Raw genomic sequence first — 16,221 nt, 5'->3', positions numbered from 1 at the left:
ACACCAATGAAACACGAGATTGTCGAAAAGAACGTAGGCCTGCTCGCCGTGTTGATCCTGGTGGTGATCAGCTTCGGCGGCCTGGCCGAGATCGTGCCGCTGTTCTTCCAGAAGCAGACCACCGAGCCGGTCGAGGGCCTGCGCCCGCTCTCTGCCCTGGAACTGGAAGGCCGTGACATCTATCGCCGGGAAGGCTGCGTCGGCTGTCACTCCCAGATGATCCGCCCGTTCCGCGCCGAGACCGAGCGCTATGGCCACTACAGCGTGGCTGGCGAGTTCATCTACGAGCACAACTTCCTTTGGGGCTCCAAGCGCACCGGTCCCGACCTGGCCCGCGTCGGTGGCCGCTACAGCGACGACTGGCACCGTGCCCACATGTACAACCCGCGTGACGTGGTGCCGGGATCGATCATGCCGGCCTACCCATGGCTCTTCGAGCGTACGCTCGATGGCAACGATACGCCGCGCAAGATGCGGGCGCTGCGCACCCTCGGCGTGCCCTATACCGACGAGGATATCGAGAACGCCACCCGCGAAGTGCGTGGGCAGCAGGAAATCACGGCCCTGGTCGCCTACCTGCAGCAGTTGGGTACCGTGCTCGAGGGCACACGCTGACCATGGATACCGGAACCTTTCGCGGCATCATCACCTTTTTGCTGATCGTCGCCTTTCTCGGCATCACCTGGTGGGCCTACTCCCGGCGTCGCAAGCCGGACTTCGATGAGGCGGCCAACCTGCCCTTCGCCGAAGAGGATGAGCAGCCAATACGTGACAGCAGCGCCTCGCCCCGCTCGAGCAGCGAGCCGGGCGACAACGGCGATTCCCGTACGAACAAGGGAGACAGAAACACATGAACAATCTTTGGGATGACTCCCTTTCCGGGTTCTGGAGCGCCTGGATCATCGTTCTCACGCTGGGCTCCATTGCCTTCGCCTTCTGGATCCTCTACGCCAACCGCAAGACCGACAAGGTGCCGGATGCCGATGGCAACGTAGAGACCACCGGTCACGCCGCCGACGAGATCGAGGAGTACGACAACCCGCTGCCCCGCTGGTGGTTCCAGCTCTACGTGGCAACGATCGTTTTTTCGCTGGGCTACCTGCTGCTTTATCCGGGGCTGGGTAACTTCACGGGCCTGCTTGGCTGGACCCAGGAAGGCCAGTGGGAAGAGGAAGTTGCCAGGGCCGAAGAGCGCTTCACGCCAATTTTCGCCCAGTACCAGGAGATTCCGATCCCGGAACTGGCCCGGGATGAGGAGGCCATGCTGGTCGCCGACCGCATCTACCAGAACAACTGTGCGGTATGTCACGGCGCCAACGCCCAGGGCGGCTACGGGTTCCCCAACCTGACCAATGACGACTGGCTCTACGGCGGCGAGCCCGAGCAGATCATGACATCTCTGGTCAGGGGACGTAACGGGCTGATGCCCTCGTTCCAGACGCTTGGCGCGAACAACATCGAGAACGTCACCCAGTATGTCCTGTCGCTTTCCGACCTCGAGCATGAAGCCGACCGTGCCGAGCAAGGGGCGGCGGTCTATGCCTCGGTCTGCGCCGCCTGCCACATGCCGGACGGCAGCGGCAACCAGGCGCTGGGCGCCCCCAACCTGACCAATGACATCTGGCTTTACCAGATGCCCGGCCAGAGCGTGGCCGACTCGGTTCGCCAGACCCTGCGCAACGGTCGTAACGGCCATATGCCGGCTCAGGAAGCCTATATCGGTGCGGAGCGTGTCCATCTCGTCGCCGCCTACGTCTACAGCCTTCGTTTTCGCGACTGAGGACGTAGCCGGGCAGTAAGGGTGCGGCCTGAGGTCGCACCCTTTCTCTTGGTGACGGGGCCTCGATACAATGGACCTGTTTCATTGCTCCCCTTCTGCGGGCCATCCCTGCCCGCCACGAGTCCGCCATGAGTGACAAGATACCCGCCCGCGATGTGACCCCGGATCCCGTGGGCCACCACGAACCGCGCGCCGTCGTACAGCAGGAGATGTACGCCAGCCGGCGGCATATCTATGTGCGCGAGATCAAAGGGTTTTTCCAACGCCTGCGTCGCTGTGCCAATTGGCTGCTGATGCTGGCCTTCTTCGTCACGCCCTGGATTCAGTGGGACGGCCGCCCGCTGATCTGGTTCGACCTGCCAGGACGGGAATTTCATATCTTTGCCGCGACCTTCTATCCCCAGGAGTTCATCCTGCTGTCGTGGCTGCTGATCATCTGCGCCTTCGGCCTGTTTTTCATCACCGTTTTCGCCGGCCGCGTGTGGTGTGGCTACACCTGCCCCCAGAGTGTCTGGACCTTTCTTTATATCTGGGTCGAGCATCGCCTGGAGGGCTCTCGCAACCGTCGCATCAAGCTCGACCGCCAGCCCATGAACCTGGACAAGGCATGGCGCAAGACCGCGAAGCACATCATCTGGCTCGCGATCGCCCTTGCCACGGGGGTCACCTTCGTCGGCTACTTCACACCGATCCGTGAACTGGTGGTGGAACTGCCCACCCTCCAGGCTCACGGCTGGGCCTATTTCTGGTCGGGCTTCTTCCTGGTATTCACCTACCTGAATGCCGGCTGGCTGCGCGAGCAGGTATGTATCTACATGTGCCCCTATGCCCGCTTCCAGGGGGTGATGTTCGACGCCGACACCCTGATCGTGTCCTATGACGAGGCTCGCGGCGAACCTCGCGGTTCACGCAAGAAGAGTCTCAGCCATCAGCAGGCTCGGGAGGCCGGATACGGTGACTGCATCGACTGCGACCTCTGCGTTCAGGTCTGCCCCACCGGCATCGATATCCGTGACGGCCTACAATATGAATGCATCACCTGCGCCGCTTGCATCGATGCGTGCGACAGTGTGATGGACAGGATGAACTATCCGCGGGGGTTGATCCGCTATACCACCGAGAATGCCCTGGAAGGCAAGCCGACTCATATCCTGCGTCCGCGACTGATGGGCTACCTGGTGGCACTGCTGGTGATGATTGGCCTGTTTGTATGGGCGCTGAGTGATCGCATGCCGCTGGATTTTGAAGTCGAGCGGGAACGCGGGCAGCTCTATCAGATGACCCGTGACGGCCGTATCAGCAATGTCTTTTCCCTGACTCTGCGCAACCAGGATCGCGAGGACCATGAGTTTCGCCTCGAAGTAAGCGGCCTGCCCGGGTTGGAGATCGATACCGACACGCTGCGTGTTCCTGCCGGTGCCTCGCGCAGGTTCGCGGTACAGGTCACCGCCGACCCCGAGGTGCTGGAACTGCCCAGCCACCCGATCCAATTGAACGTACAATCCCAACAGAACGAACGCATCGCACTTGAACGTGACACCCGCTTCATCGGCGAAGCTCGGAGATGACCATGACCACCCACTCCCCCTGGTACAAGCAGTTCTGGCCCTGGTTCCTGCTGGGCCTGCTGTTTACCTCGATCTTCGGCAGCTCGACCCTGGCCGTCATGGCCGTGCGAACTGCCGACGGCCTGGTACAGCAGGATTACTATGAGCATGGTCGAGCGATCAATATGGTGCTGGCCAAGCAGCAGCGTGCCCATGAACTCGATCTGGCGGCAGAACTGCGCATCGACCCCATGACCAGCGACATCATCGTTCAGCTCGAAGGTGAAGAACGCCCCGAGCGGCTCTACCTGAAGCTGATTTTCCCCACGCTGGGCGGCCGCGACCAGGACATCGTTCTAGAGCACGTGCGAGATGGGCGCTATCTCGGCCAGGCGCCCGACAACCTGCGCTACCGCTGGTACCTGCAGCTGCACCCGAGCGAGGTCGAGCCGGCCTGGCGCCTGGTAGGCGAAGGCAGCTTTCCCAGCGAGGACGAATTTGCTCTGACGCCTGGCATCGTGGACCGCGGCTGATGGCTTGCGTCTCGACATACTCATCCGAGCGGCCATGAATCAGCACGCCACCGCGGCAGAACAAACTACGCCAGACTGCTATCACTGCGGCAGCCAGGTCCCGGCGGGTGCGCCCTGGACGATCACCCTCGACGACCAGGCACACCCGCTCTGCTGCCCCGGCTGCGAGGCGGTGGCGCACGCCATCGTCAACGGCGGGCTCGAGAGCTACTACCGCTTTCGTACCGAGCTGCCCGAGCGCCCGGACGATCGCCAGAAGATCAAGGCCGAGACCTGGGCCGTCTTCGACGACCCTGGGCTGCAGCGGGAGTTCGTCCACCCCGAAGGCGATAATGGCCTGGTACGCGCCACCCTCGCGGTGGACGGTATTACCTGTGCAGCCTGTGCCTGGCTGATCGAGCATCGCCTGAACGCACTGGATGGCGTCAGCGCCAGTGCCGTGAATCTCAGCCATCACCGCGTTCGCGTGGCCTGGGACCCGGCCCGGCTCAAGCTATCGCGCATCCTCGCCGAGATGGCAGCCATCGGTTACGGCGCCCAGCCCTATGAGCCTGATGCGGCCCAGCAGCGGCTGCAGTTCGAAGAGCGCATGACGGTAAGACGCCTGATCATCGCCGCCGTCGGCATGATGCAGGTGATGATGTTCTCAATCCCCATCTATGTGGCCAGCCCCGGCGAGATCAGCGCTGACTTTTACGCGCTGTTCCACTGGCTCTCGTTTGCCCTGGCCACGCCGGTGGTGTTCTTTTCGGCCATGCCGTTCTTCCGCAACGCGGTGCGCGACCTGCGCACACGGGTGCTGGGCATGGATGTACCGGTCTCCATTGCCATCGGCGGGGCCTACCTGGCCAGCGGCTACGCTGTGATCACCGACACTGGCGAGGTCTATTTCGACTCGGTGGCCATGTTCACCTTCTTCCTGTTGTTCGGTCGCTACGTCGAGGCCAGGGCCCGGCGGCGCAGCGGCCATACCGGCAACGCCATGGCCGGGGCCCTGCCGCTGTCGGCGACGAGACTGACCGTGGAGGGCGAAGAGCGCATCCTGCCGGCCAGCGAACTCGCCACCGGCGACCGGATTCTGATCAAGCCCGGCCATGGCGTACCCGCCGACGGCGTGATCGAGGAAGGCGAGTCCAGCCTCGACGAGTCGATGCTCACCGGAGAGTACCTGCCGGTGACACGCCGCGTCGGTGACAGCGTGGTCGGCGGCAGTCAGAACATCGAGAGCCCGTTGATCGTGAGGGTCACCCATGCCGGCAAGCAGGCCCGGGTGGCCGGTATCGTCGACCTCACCGACCGCGCCTTCGCCAGCCGCCCCCGCCTGGCTCAGATGGCCGCGCGCATGTCCCACCTGTTCGTGCTGCGACTGCTGCTGGTGACCACCTGTGTCTCCATTGCCTGGTGGTTCATCGACCCCTCCCGGGTGCTATGGGTCACGCTCTCGGTACTGGTGGTGACCTGCCCCTGCGCCCTGGCACTGGCCACCCCCACGGCACTGACCGCCGGCCACGGCCAGTTGCGACGCCGCGGCGTGCTGATTACCCGCGCCGATGCCATCGAGTCATTGTCCCAGGTGGACCGGGTGATCTTCGACAAGACAGGCACCCTGACCAGCGGCGAAATGCAGCTGCGCGAGACGCGGCCAACCGGCGACCTGTCGATAGATCGCGCACGGGTGATAGCAGCGGCCCTCGAAGCTCACTCCGAACACCCCATCGCCCGTGCCTTCCGTCCCTGGCGCCAGGCCACCGTTCAGGCCAGCGAGCGAACAAGCCACACCGGGCAGGGCGTCGAGGGCAGCATCGCTGGCCGGCTCTGGCGGCTGGGCCGCCCTGAATTTGCCGCACCCCAGCAGAATCTGGCACTGCCGGAAGCGGGGCAGTGGCTGCTGCTCACCGAGGAAGGCGAGCCCCGCGCCTGGTTCGCGCTCCATGACCGGGTCCGCGAAGACGCCGCCGCCACCGTGTCGGCGCTAAAGGCCCGCGGCGTCGCGGTGGAACTGCTCTCCGGCGACAATGCCGGTGCCGTGGAAAGCCTTGCCCAAGCCCTCGGCATCGACGCCTGGCGTGCCGCCGCCAGCCCCGAGGAAAAACTGGCGCATATCCGCCAATGCCAGGAGCGTGGAGAGAAGGTGGCAATGATCGGCGACGGCATCAATGACGTGCCGGTTCTCGCCGGGGCCGATGTCTCCATCGCCATGAATGGCGCCACCGACCTGGCGCGCACCAGCGCCGATGCCGTATTGCTCAGCCCCCGTTTGATGCGTATCGTCGAATCCATCGAGATCGCCAATGCCACACGCCGCATCATGCGCCAGAACATGATCTGGTCTGTGTGCTACAACTTCTCGGCTCTGCCCCTGGCTGCCATCGGAATCGTGCCGCCCTGGGTGGCAGCTCTGGGGATGTCGGCCAGCTCCCTGGTGGTGGTGGGCAATGCCCTTCGCCTGAGCCGCTATCGCACCGCACCGCCGCCGGCCCCGGTCAACTCCGCTCGCCTGGTGAACGCATGACCATTCTTTATATGCTCATCCCGCTCTCGCTGATCCTGCTCGGCTTGGCGGTCTGGGCCTTCTTCTGGGCCGTCAAGAACGATCAGTTCGAGGACCTTGAGGGGCCCGCACATCGCATCCTGTTCGATGACGATGAGAACGACCTGACACCAGAAGCCCGAGAGCAGCGTCGCAAGCCAGCCGGAGAAAAGTCCGAGGCCTCCCAGAGCGACGAGCCCCCCGACCGCTGATGGATCCCACCGGTCTCGGCCTGCCACCGCTGCTGGCAGCCTTCGTCTTCGGCCTGCTCGGCGGCGCCCATTGCATCGGCATGTGCGGCGGCATCATGAGCGCCCTGACCTTTGCCGTCCCCCCCAGCATGCGCAGTCCGGCACGGCTCTCCGGGCTGCTGCTCGGCTACAATCTGGGGAGAATTCTCAGCTATATGACCGCAGGCGCCCTTGTCGCCTCGCTGGGCACAGTAATCGCCCTGTCCTCCACGGCGCGGATGATACTGCAGCTGTTTGCCGCCGTGATGCTGATCCTGATGGCGCTCTACATCGCCGACTGGTGGAAAGGCCTGCTCAGGGTCGAGGCAGTCGGAAAGCAGCTATGGCGATACCTCGAGCCCATCGGCAGGCGCCTCATGCCGGTCATCAGCATCCCACAGGCGATCGGCCTGGGCGCGGTGTGGGGCTGGCTGCCCTGCGGCCTGGTCTACTCGATGCTGGCCTGGAGCCTGGCCATCGCCGACCCCGTCCGCGGCGCGCTGCTGATGGCGGCCTTCGGGCTCGGCACCCTGCCTGCACTGCTGGTAACCGGTTTCGCCGCGCGCCAGTTGGGCGCGCTGATCCGACACCGGGCCACGCGTACCCTGGCTGCCCTGTCTATCATCGCCTTTGCAATATGGCAGCTCGTCTCGCTGCTGGGAGCCGGAGTCGTACACTGAAACGAGCGGCTCATCAGCTCATTATTGCTTCGCTTGACGCAGCTCAATCCGCGACGGACGCGCTACCGCTAGCATGTGGGCATCTTATGAGACGCCGGAGTGTCCTCATGTCCGTCCCCGCGATGTCCCTACATGGAATGATGGCCGATCCCTTCGCCTGGGACGAAGAGTTGCTGAGCCGATACGATATCCATGGACAGCAATACGCCTCGTATCCAGAGCCAGCTTCCTTTCAGGAAGACATCGGTGAGGTGGATTATCAAAAGGCTCTGGCAAAGAGCAATGACAGCGGTCGCCCCCTTTCGCTGTATATCCATCTCCCGTTCTGCCGCAAGGCCTGCTATTACTGCAGCCGCAACAGGGTGGTCACCAAGGCTACACGCCTCACCGAGCCCTATCTCTCCCGGCTCGACCGGGAAATGGTCCTGATAAGGTCGCATCTCGATACGCGCAGGGAAGTCAGCCAACTGCACTGGGGCGGCGGCACGCCGACGTTCTTCAGCCTTGACCAGATGAGCGACCTCATCGACCGCCTGGACGCCCGCTTCGGACTCTCCAGCGCCAGGGGCCGCGACTATGCTATTGATATCGACCCCCGCGAGGCCGATGTCTTTACCCTGCGCCACCTCCAGGCCCTTGGCTTCAACCGCCTGAGCCTCGGTGTCCAGGATCTCGATCCCAAGGTTCAGCGCGCAATCAACCGCGTACAGCCACGCATCCTGACGGAGGCCCTGCTTGATGAAGCTGACCGCCTGGGCTTCCGCTCCCTGAACCTCGACCTGATCTATGGCCTCCCCTTCCAGACCCGCGACACCTTTTCTGTCACCCTGGAGCAGGTCATCGCCATGGCACCGGCCCGATTATCGCTGCTCCACTACGACCCCATGTCGCAGCGGGCTTCCCAGCAACGCTTCCGCCACGAGGACCTTCCTGGCCCGGAAGAGAAGCTGGCCATTCTGAAAACCAGCATCACCATGCTGACCAATGCCGGCTACGTGCATATCGGCATGGGCCGCTTCGCCCGGCCCAGTGACAGCCTGGTGAAAGCCCAGCACCAGGGAACGCTAAGGCGTAATATCCAGGGCTACTCCAGTCATGAGCACTGTGATCTGGTAGGACTGGGCGTCTCGGCCATCTCTCAACTGGACGGGCTGTACACCCAGAATCACACCAAGCTGAGCGCCTACGAGGCGGCCCTGGATGCCAGCCACCTGCCTACGGCACGAGGCCTTCGCCATACCTTCGACGACCGGGTCCGCCACCATGCCATCGAGCGGCTGCTATGCGACATGCAGCTGGACCTGAATCAACTGGAGGAGAACTTCGGCATCGACGCGCAACGCTACCTGGCGGACGCCCTGGCTCGCCTGGAAACGCTGGCCCGGGATGGCCTGTTGACATGGCATGGGAGACGTCTCGTTGCCACACCGATCGGAAGGCTGCTGATTCATCATCTCGCCATGGCCTTCGATGCCCATCCACCACAACGACCAACTTAACCTTTTTCTTGAATTCTTCAGCGATTTCGGCAACTTGCGCCAGCGAATAGCTCGGCATATCAATGTGTTGCGACCAATCGTCACAACGGGCATTCTCCCAGGCCAAAGAATGCTCCATAATACCTCTATGATCACGATCAAGGAGGTGACCAATGGCTGTACAAACGGCCAATGCGGTCGACAAGCGGCGTTCCCTGCTGCATGAAACTCGCTGCCAGAATTGCAGCCTGAGTTCCCTGTGTCTGCCGCTGGCGCTCGAGCTTGAAGATATGGAACAGTTCGACGCCATCATTCGCCGTCGCGCACCCCTGAAGAAAGGCGAGTCGCTGTTCCGTCAGGGCAGCGCTTTCAACAGCGTCTATGCCGTGCGTTCCGGCAGCCTCAAGCAGGTCACCACGGAAGGTTCCGGCGACGATCAGGTCACCAACTTCTACCTGCCCAGCGAACTGGTCGGGCTCGACGGCATCGGCGAGCAGGCCTATCCCGGCAGCGTGATCGCACTCGAGACCACCACGGTTTGCGAGATCCCCTTCGACCGCCTCGATACGCTATCCGAGGTTTTGCCAGAGCTGCGTGGCCAGCTCTACCGCAGCATGAGCAAGGAGCTCAGGGACGACCGACGCATGATGCGCCTGCTATCGCGCAAGACCGCCGACCAGCGCCTGGCCAGCTTCTTTTCCAGCTTGTCGGACCGCTTCCGTCGACGCGGCTACTCGCCCTACAGCTTCCGGCTGTCCATGTCCCGGGCCGATATCGGCAACTATCTGGGCCTGGCGGTGGAGACCGTCAGCCGTATCCTGGGCCGCTTCCAGCAGCAGGGCCTGGTGGAGGTCTCAGGGCGCGAAGTCAACATACTGAACCTGGAAGCCCTGCTTGCCCAGGCGCAGGAAGAGCACTGAGCCCAGGCCTCACCTGCCAAATAAACGCCCCGTCGAGCAAAGCGCGACGGGGCGTTTATTTATGGGCCTACTACCGATGACGTCAGTCTCGGCGGCCACAACCGCTTCTGTTCAGCCCCCGTGGGTCAGGTCGATGGCATCGATGTGGTTCTCTTGACGCCTGGCCTGCTTCTCCTCGAGACCGGTAAAGTCGAACAGGTCGCGGTCAGCCAGCTGTGAAGGGGCCACATTGGTCACCGCCTTGAACATGCTCTCGAGCCGGCCAGGGTGCTTGACTTCCCACTCGGCCAGCATCTCCTTGACCACCTGGCGCTGAAGATTGGGCTGTGAGCCGCACAGGTTGCAGGGAATGATGGGGAACTGCATCAGCCGGGCAAACTCGGCGATATCGGCCTCGCGACAATAGGCCAGCGGGCGAATGAGGATATTCTTGCCATCATCGGACAGCAGCTTGGGCGGCATGGCCTTGAGGCTGCCACCGAAGAAGAGGTTGAGAAACAGCGTCTCGAGTATGTCCTCGCGGTGATGCCCCAGGGCAATCTTGGTGGCACCGATCTCCTCGGCGAAGCCGTAGAGCGAGCCACGCCGCAGTCGCGAGCAGAGCGCACAGGTGGTCTTGCCCTCCGGTGTCTTCTCCTTGACCACCGAATAGGTGTCACGCTCGAGAATATGGTACTCGATGCCGATGGCGTCCAGGTAGCGCGGCAATACATGCTCGGGAAAGCCGGGCTGCTTCTGGTCGAGGTTGACCGCCACCAGGGAGAAATTCACTGGCGCGTTGCGCTGCAGATTGCGAAGTATCTCCAGCAGCGTGTAACTATCCTTGCCACCCGACAGGCAAACCATCACCCGGTCGCCCTCATGGATCATGCCGTAGTCGATGATGGCATTGCCTGCATGGCGACGCAGGCGCTTTTGCAGCTTGTTGAACTCCCGCCGGGCCTTGGCATCCAGGCCATCCAGCAGAGAGCCGGGCTCATCTGCAGAACAAGGTGAGAGCCTGTCTGAGTGGCCCCGCAGGGCGAGTGGGTCGATTGTCATGGCGTCTTGCATGGTCACGGCGCTGCCAGGGCGTGTGGTGGATATCGGGGCCCATCCTACCATCGCAGCCCGCTACTGGCGACGCCCGGCCCTACCAGCAGGGTCATGCCTCCCGCCGGGCCTGCATGGTTCCGCGCTCCAGCTTCAGATACATCAGCGCCGTGGTTACGGCATCCCCCAGTGCGGTGTTGCGCCCCATTACCGGCACCCCCAGTATTTCCGCTACCGTATCGAAGCGAATCGTTGTCGGATCCGGATCCATGGCACTACGGCGGAGCTGGCGATGGTAGAGCTGGGCCACGTCGATGCCGGTGTTGGGTAGCTCGAAACCGAACAGTGGACGTAGCTGGCGATTGAGAATGGCGAGGTCGAAATCGAGGTGCCAGCCCAACAATGGACGATTACCGATGAATTCCAGCAGCTTAGCCAGCGCCTCGCCGGGGCTCTCGCCGTCGTCAAGATCGATGCCGCGCAGTCCGTGAACACGAATGGAGTCCCCCGTGAGCGAAGCGGGACGCCGGAGACGCAGATCCAGCGACTCACTGGCCAGTACCCGGTCGCCACGCACCTTCACGGCGGCGATGGAAACCGGCTCTGCCGTGCGGGTGTCGACGCCGGTGGTTTCACAGTCAATGGCGACCAGCTCATCGCCAGTATAAGGGTGAAACAGCCAGCCATATTCGCCGTTGGCGTGACGGCGACGATCCTTGGCCCGACGCAATGCTCGAAGCATGTAGCCTCCTGTTGTTATTCACGGGCTATTATCCCGCTGGTGACCGGCTATTGGCCTGTTACTGACCTGACTTTGCCTGTGCGCTAACCGATGTTCCGTTCTCCCTCAGGAGTACTCCAGGTGATAGCGTTGTGACAGGCTCTGCTTGAATTCCTTGACGATATGCAGCGCCTCCCGCAGCAGGTCTCGCTCGAGCGACGACAGCTGCTGCACGACGACCCGGTCCGGGCTCGCATCGTCGGCGCTGCCATCCAGGCGCTCCAGCTGCTGCTTGAGACGCAGCTCGGTAAACAGCGAGAGCGCCTCCGACAGATCCTCGGCAACCCGCTCCTCCAGGCGCCCATCGGCGGCCAGCGCCTCCAGGCGCTCCAGGGTCGAGGTTGGCTTGATACGCCGCTCCAGCGCCATGGTTCGCACGCCGTGCACGATGGGAAAAATTCCGCCCTTCTTGATGTCGATACCGTGCTGGGGCTTCTTCAGCGAACCGAACAGGGTCAGCGGCGTGGAGAAGCGCAGCGCAGCACGAGCAAAGTAGGAAAGCAGAATCTCGTCTCGGGAGCAGGCCGCGAACAGCGACTCGCGCACCTTGTCGAGCAGCGCAGGGTTGCCGGCCACGGCGTGGGAATCGAGCATGATGGCGAGCTTCATCAGGCTGTCACCATCGCGGACTCGGACCCAGTGCGCGATACGTTCGCGCCACTGGGTCACACTGCCCACCCATTCGGGGTTGGAGACCATGATGTTGCCGGGGCATGGCGGGTAGCCCAGCTCGATCAGGGTCTCCGTGAGGCGCTGCATCTGGTCATTGACGTCCGGCCAGTCGAGATCATCGGCAAGAATCAGCCCGTTGTCCTGATCGGTCTTGAGTATCTGCTCGCCACGCCCTTCGCTGCCCATCACCATCAAGCAGCTATCGCCGTGGTAGCGCTCATCGATAAGGAAACCCCAGGCCTTGGACATGATGCGGCCATTGAGTGCCGCCAGCAGGCCCATGGCAAAGCGAAGCTTGACCCCCTGGGCCATCAGCGCCTTGACCAGCTCCGGCGTGCGATGGCTGGCACGGAACAGGGCATCGAGACTGTCGGCCTGCTCCACCTGAAGGCTGACCACATAGCTGCGGCTGGAGAAGTAGCTGAGCACATCGGTCAGCTCCACCACCCCGATCGGCCGCTCACTCTCCATGACCACGACCCGCTCCACCTTGAAGCGCGTCATCTTGACCAACACCTCGAACAGGTATTGATCGGGACCCACCGTGACCAGCTCGAAGCTGGCTACCTCGCGCACAGGGCTGGCCTGATCACGCCCTTCCAGTACCAGCGCATCGAGCAGGTTGGTCTTGGTGACCATGCCGGCTCCCTGACCGCCGTCGACCAGCAGGCTATCGGCGTGACTGTCATGCAGAGTGGTCACCGCATCGGCAATGGTCGCCTCCCGACCAACGCAGAGCGGAGTGCGCATGCACTCGCTGACCTTGGCGAGCATGAAGCCAGCCATGGTCACGCCGCCTTCGGCGCGCTGTTCGGTCAGCAGTCGCGCCTTGTGAGCCAGAGTCTGGCGGAAGAATTCCGCAAAGGGTGGAAATTCATCGCACAGCTGCAGGAACAGTTTCTTGGGCAGCAAATAGCACAGGCTTTCCTGCTCGGCGCGAAAACGATAGCGGCTCTTGCCGTTGAGTATGCTGATGGCACCAAAGAGATCGCCTGCGGTGTAGTGACCGATCCGTTCACGTGCACCTGGCAGGGTGGTATCCAGTTCGGCGACTTCTCCCTTGTGGATGATGAAGACGTACTCACCGGGCTGGCCAGTTTCGAGAATGATTTCATCACGGTCGAAATAGGCCAGGTCGATGCCACTGCGAACGCGTTCGCGCCCCTCATCATCAAGAAAGGTAAAAGGTGGTTGAGAGAGATCGACATCGACCATGCTGCTGCCCTCGTTGTGCGGCCGTTTTGCTCAGGATAGATCAGGGCCATGGCTGGACCAGCAAGGACGAAAACACTCACGCAAGTGGACGCCTAACCGTTCCGGCAGCGGGTCTTCGACCGGGTCTTCCAAGGACTCTCTGCTGTCACCCACATCGTGAAGAGGTCCTGGGCAGGATAACAAGATCATCTTTTACGGCATAACCTAGACCATCGTCCTACAAGTCGGAACAATCCAGAGACGCAGCCTTAGACAATAGTCTATTCGCCAAATAATTAGACAAAAGTCCATACAGCCACACGGCTAGACAATCGTCCTATTCCCGTGCCGGCCGCAGTATTAACGCAGCCAAATCTCAAGACTAACCAATTGAAATTCAAGATAATTTCATTCTATCGTTCAATCACAGTTTACTCATGATACCAAAGTCTGGGATTTAATTTTCTCATTTATTGACCAGTATTGCCGATGTGTCATGCAGGGCAATTGCACGTCGGTAATACACTTCGACAGCCGGCAAGAGATATGGTGGGAAACGAGACTTGGCTGCGCAGGGGTAACGATAAAAAAAGGTGCTGGCCGGCACCTTGTCGAAGCGATCAACGTGCGGCTGACCATGCAGGACGACCCTGATGAGGCATGTTATCTCTCTGTGCAACTTCCCAACCTCAAAAACAAGTGGAGAGCAACACTATGGCAGATGATAAATCCAATGCTGCTGCGTACTGGAAAGCGAACGTTCGCGTGATAACGGGATGCCTGATTGTGTGGGCTATGGTGTCCTATGGCTTCGCCATCCTCCTGCGGCCCCTGCTAGCGGGTATTCCTATCGGCGGCACGGACCTCGGCTTCTGGTTTGCCCAACAGGGCTCCATCCTTACTTTCATCGGGCTCATTTTCTTCTACGCATGGAAAATGAACAAGCTCGATGAAAAATTCGGCCTTGGGGAGTAAGCCGGCATGAGTCAATTTGCAATCAACCTGCTGTTCGTCGGCGGCTCCTTTGCCCTCTATATCGGCATTGCGATCTGGTCACGGGCCGGCTCGACCAAGGACTTCTATGTCGCCGGCGGCGGCGTTCATCCGATCACCAACGGCATGGCAACAGCCGCCGACTGGATGTCCGCAGCGTCCTTCATCTCCATGGCCGGCCTGCTGGCATCCGGCGGCTATGCCAACTCCTCGTTCCTGATGGGCTGGACCGGTGGCTACGTCATCCTGGCCATGCTGCTGGCGCCTTATCTGCGTAAATTCGGCAAGTTCACCGTTCCCGACTTCATCGGTGACCGCTTCTACAGCAGCAGCGCACGCCTGGTGGCGGTGGTCTGCCTGGTCGTCGCCTCGGTAACCTACGTTATCGGTCAGATGACCGGTGCCGGCGTTGCCTTCTCTCGCTTCCTGGAGGTCAGCAATACCTGGGGCATCTGGATCGCTGCCACTATCGTCTTCCTGTACGCCGTATTCGGCGGCATGAAGGGCATCACCTACACCCAGGTGGCGCAGTACGTGGTGCTGATCATCGCCTATACCATTCCGGCCGTGTTCATTGCCCTGCAGCTCACCGGTAACCCGATCCCGATGTTCGGCATGTTCAGCACGCACAGTGAATCCGGCATGCCGCTGTTGGCCAAGCTGAGCGAAGTGCTGGTGGAACTCGGCTTCCAGGACTACGCCGCTGACGTGGACAACAAGCTGAACATGGTGCTGTTCACCCTGTCGCTGATGATCGGTACCGCCGGTCTGCCCCACGTCATCATCCGCTTCTTCACCGTGCCGAAAGTCGCCGATGCACGCTGGTCCGCCGGCTGGGCCCTGGTCTTCATCGCCCTGCTCTACCTGACCGCGCCCGCCGTGGCTTCCATGGCACGCCTCAACCTGCTGACCACCGTCTACCCGGAGGCTGCCGGCCAGGTCGAGAACTACGAAGAAGCGCTAGCCGAGCCGATCCTGTACGAAGATCGTCCCGATTGGTTCCGCACCTGGGAAGAGACAGGCCTGATCACCTTCAACGACCTGAACAACGACGGTCGCATCCAGCTCTACAACGACGCCAACCCGGCCTTCGCCGATACGGCCGCAGAGCGTGGTTGGGAAGGTAACGAGCTGGAGGTCAACAACGACATCCTGGTACTGGCCAATCCGGAAATTGCCAACCTGCCGGGCTGGGTCATCGGCCTGGTGGCAGCCGGCGGCATCGCGGCGGCACTCTCCACCGCGGCGGGTCTGTTGCTGGCGATCTCCTCGGCCATCAGCCACGACCTGATCAAGAAGACCATCAACCCCAACATCACCGAAAAGGGAGAGATGCTCGCGGCACGGATCTCCATGGCAGGTGCCATCCTGCTTGCCACCTACCTGGGGTTGAATCCGCCCGGATTTGCGGCCCAGACGGTAGCATTGGCCTTCGGTATCGCCGCGGCCTCGCTCTTCCCGGCACTGATGATGGGTATCTTCTCCAAGCGGGTTAACAGCAAGGGCGCCGTTGCCGGCATGCTGGCAGGCCTGGTCACTACCCTGCTGTACATCTTCACCTACCTGGGCTGGCTCTTCATTCCCGGCACCAACATGCTGCCCAACACGCCGGACAACTGGATCATGGGCATCTCGCCGCTCTCCTTCGGCGCAGTCGGTGCGATGATCAACTTCGCCATTGCCTTCGGTGTCTCCTATGCAACTGAGGAGCCTCCGCAGGAAATCCAGGACCTGGTGGAAAGCGTTCGCTATCCCAAAGGCGCTGGCGGTGCGGTTGACCACTAAGCCATAATGGGTTCCTGACACAGCCAAGCTGTTGTGGAATCAAAACCAAGTCGGGCTTCCACCAGG

At 61.8% G+C, this 16,221-nt stretch carries 15 protein-coding genes; 12 read left to right on the top strand and 3 right to left on the bottom strand.

The window, feature by feature from the left end:
- Window positions 1-6 precede the first annotated feature (6 nt).
- The 10 genes from ccoO (at window position 7) to fnr (ending at window position 9,698) form a co-directional block, all read left to right on the top strand.
- Entirely contained in the window at window positions 7-615 is a 609-nt protein-coding gene (ccoO, locus tag KZO25_RS06020) for a cytochrome-c oxidase, cbb3-type subunit II (protein ID WP_066445025.1), read from the top strand.
- A 2-nt stretch (window positions 616-617) separates the two neighbouring features.
- Complete coding sequence (locus tag KZO25_RS06015) at window positions 618-854, top strand: cbb3-type cytochrome oxidase subunit 3 (protein ID WP_223136280.1); 237 nt, start codon at window positions 618-620, stop codon at window positions 852-854.
- On the top strand, window positions 851-1,780 hold the full coding sequence (gene ccoP, locus KZO25_RS06010; RefSeq protein ID WP_066445020.1) for a cytochrome-c oxidase, cbb3-type subunit III: 930 nt from the start codon (window positions 851-853) through the stop codon (window positions 1,778-1,780). Before KZO25_RS06015 ends, ccoP begins: the two co-directional genes overlap by 4 nt.
- A gap of 128 nt (window positions 1,781-1,908) precedes the next feature.
- On the top strand, window positions 1,909-3,348 hold the full coding sequence (ccoG, locus tag KZO25_RS06005) for a cytochrome c oxidase accessory protein CcoG (RefSeq protein WP_223136279.1): 1,440 nt from the start codon (window positions 1,909-1,911) through the stop codon (window positions 3,346-3,348).
- Window positions 3,345-3,860 (top strand): FixH family protein, encoded by a 516-nt coding sequence (locus KZO25_RS06000; protein WP_066445011.1) that lies wholly within the window; start codon window positions 3,345-3,347, stop codon window positions 3,858-3,860. Before ccoG ends, KZO25_RS06000 begins: the two co-directional genes overlap by 4 nt.
- Window positions 3,861-3,894: 34 nt before the next feature.
- Window positions 3,895-6,372, top strand: coding sequence for a heavy metal translocating P-type ATPase (locus KZO25_RS05995; RefSeq protein WP_223136278.1), 2,478 nt, complete (start codon window positions 3,895-3,897; stop codon window positions 6,370-6,372).
- The gene (gene ccoS / locus KZO25_RS05990) at window positions 6,369-6,602 is read left to right on the top strand and encodes a cbb3-type cytochrome oxidase assembly protein CcoS (protein ID WP_223136277.1); all 234 of its coding nucleotides are present in this window, start codon (window positions 6,369-6,371) and stop codon (window positions 6,600-6,602) included. Before KZO25_RS05995 ends, ccoS begins: the two co-directional genes overlap by 4 nt.
- The gene (locus KZO25_RS05985; RefSeq protein ID WP_223136276.1) at window positions 6,602-7,300 is read left to right on the top strand and encodes a sulfite exporter TauE/SafE family protein; all 699 of its coding nucleotides are present in this window, start codon (window positions 6,602-6,604) and stop codon (window positions 7,298-7,300) included. The genes ccoS and KZO25_RS05985 overlap by 1 nt, the downstream gene beginning before the upstream one ends.
- Window positions 7,301-7,407: 107 nt before the next feature.
- The gene (hemN, locus tag KZO25_RS05980; protein WP_262488864.1) at window positions 7,408-8,799 is read left to right on the top strand and encodes an oxygen-independent coproporphyrinogen III oxidase; all 1,392 of its coding nucleotides are present in this window, start codon (window positions 7,408-7,410) and stop codon (window positions 8,797-8,799) included.
- A 152-nt stretch (window positions 8,800-8,951) separates the two neighbouring features.
- Window positions 8,952-9,698, top strand: coding sequence for a fumarate/nitrate reduction transcriptional regulator Fnr (gene fnr / locus KZO25_RS05975; RefSeq protein WP_223136275.1), 747 nt, complete (start codon window positions 8,952-8,954; stop codon window positions 9,696-9,698).
- A gap of 111 nt (window positions 9,699-9,809) precedes the next feature.
- Here the strand turns inward: fnr and ttcA are convergent, their stop codons facing one another.
- The 3 genes from ttcA to KZO25_RS05960 all read right to left on the bottom strand — a co-directional run bounded on the left by ttcA (window position 9,810) and on the right by KZO25_RS05960 (window position 13,398).
- Window positions 9,810-10,751, bottom strand: a complete 942-nt coding sequence (gene ttcA / locus KZO25_RS05970; RefSeq protein ID WP_410505376.1) for a tRNA 2-thiocytidine(32) synthetase TtcA — start codon at window positions 10,749-10,751, stop codon at window positions 9,810-9,812.
- A gap of 91 nt (window positions 10,752-10,842) precedes the next feature.
- The gene (locus tag KZO25_RS05965; RefSeq protein ID WP_223136274.1) at window positions 10,843-11,472 is read right to left on the bottom strand and encodes a 3'-5' exonuclease; all 630 of its coding nucleotides are present in this window, start codon (window positions 11,470-11,472) and stop codon (window positions 10,843-10,845) included.
- Window positions 11,473-11,577: 105 nt separating this feature from the next.
- Window positions 11,578-13,398 carry a putative nucleotidyltransferase substrate binding domain-containing protein gene (locus KZO25_RS05960; protein WP_223136273.1) on the bottom strand — a complete coding sequence of 607 codons (1,821 nt, stop codon included), beginning with the start codon at window positions 13,396-13,398 and terminating at the stop codon, window positions 11,578-11,580.
- Between the two features lie 693 nt (window positions 13,399-14,091).
- Between KZO25_RS05960 and KZO25_RS05955 the strand changes: the two genes are divergently transcribed.
- Both KZO25_RS05955 and KZO25_RS05950 read left to right on the top strand, forming a co-directional pair.
- On the top strand, window positions 14,092-14,352 hold the full coding sequence (locus KZO25_RS05955) for a DUF4212 domain-containing protein (RefSeq protein WP_223136272.1): 261 nt from the start codon (window positions 14,092-14,094) through the stop codon (window positions 14,350-14,352).
- A 6-nt stretch (window positions 14,353-14,358) separates the two neighbouring features.
- On the top strand, window positions 14,359-16,155 hold the full coding sequence (locus KZO25_RS05950; protein ID WP_223136271.1) for a sodium:solute symporter family protein: 1,797 nt from the start codon (window positions 14,359-14,361) through the stop codon (window positions 16,153-16,155).
- The last annotated feature ends 66 nt before the right edge of the window (window positions 16,156-16,221 follow it).

Source organism: Halomonas sp. ANAO-440 (assembly GCF_019915905.1).
GTDB lineage: Bacteria > Pseudomonadota > Gammaproteobacteria > Pseudomonadales > Halomonadaceae > Halomonas > Halomonas chromatireducens.
Note: the sequence above shows the minus strand (reverse complement) of the source record. Positions and strands in the feature narration are given on the sequence as shown.

Coding starts and splice junctions, on each gene's coding strand:
- ccoO (WP_066445025.1), top strand. CDS start 7: ATGAAACACGAGATTGTCGAAAAGAACGTAGGCCTGCTCGCCGTGTTG.
- KZO25_RS06015 (WP_223136280.1), top strand. CDS start 618: ATGGATACCGGAACCTTTCGCGGCATCATCACCTTTTTGCTGATCGTC.
- ccoP (WP_066445020.1), top strand. CDS start 851: ATGAACAATCTTTGGGATGACTCCCTTTCCGGGTTCTGGAGCGCCTGG.
- ccoG (WP_223136279.1), top strand. CDS start 1,909: ATGAGTGACAAGATACCCGCCCGCGATGTGACCCCGGATCCCGTGGGC.
- KZO25_RS06000 (WP_066445011.1), top strand. CDS start 3,345: ATGACCATGACCACCCACTCCCCCTGGTACAAGCAGTTCTGGCCCTGG.
- KZO25_RS05995 (WP_223136278.1), top strand. CDS start 3,895: ATGAATCAGCACGCCACCGCGGCAGAACAAACTACGCCAGACTGCTAT.
- ccoS (WP_223136277.1), top strand. CDS start 6,369: ATGACCATTCTTTATATGCTCATCCCGCTCTCGCTGATCCTGCTCGGC.
- KZO25_RS05985 (WP_223136276.1), top strand. CDS start 6,602: ATGGATCCCACCGGTCTCGGCCTGCCACCGCTGCTGGCAGCCTTCGTC.
- hemN (WP_262488864.1), top strand. CDS start 7,408: ATGTCCGTCCCCGCGATGTCCCTACATGGAATGATGGCCGATCCCTTC.
- fnr (WP_223136275.1), top strand. CDS start 8,952: ATGGCTGTACAAACGGCCAATGCGGTCGACAAGCGGCGTTCCCTGCTG.
- ttcA (WP_410505376.1), bottom strand. CDS start 10,751: ATGCAAGACGCCATGACAATCGACCCACTCGCCCTGCGGGGCCACTCA.
- KZO25_RS05965 (WP_223136274.1), bottom strand. CDS start 11,472: ATGCTTCGAGCATTGCGTCGGGCCAAGGATCGTCGCCGTCACGCCAAC.
- KZO25_RS05960 (WP_223136273.1), bottom strand. CDS start 13,398: ATGGTCGATGTCGATCTCTCTCAACCACCTTTTACCTTTCTTGATGAT.
- KZO25_RS05955 (WP_223136272.1), top strand. CDS start 14,092: ATGGCAGATGATAAATCCAATGCTGCTGCGTACTGGAAAGCGAACGTT.
- KZO25_RS05950 (WP_223136271.1), top strand. CDS start 14,359: ATGAGTCAATTTGCAATCAACCTGCTGTTCGTCGGCGGCTCCTTTGCC.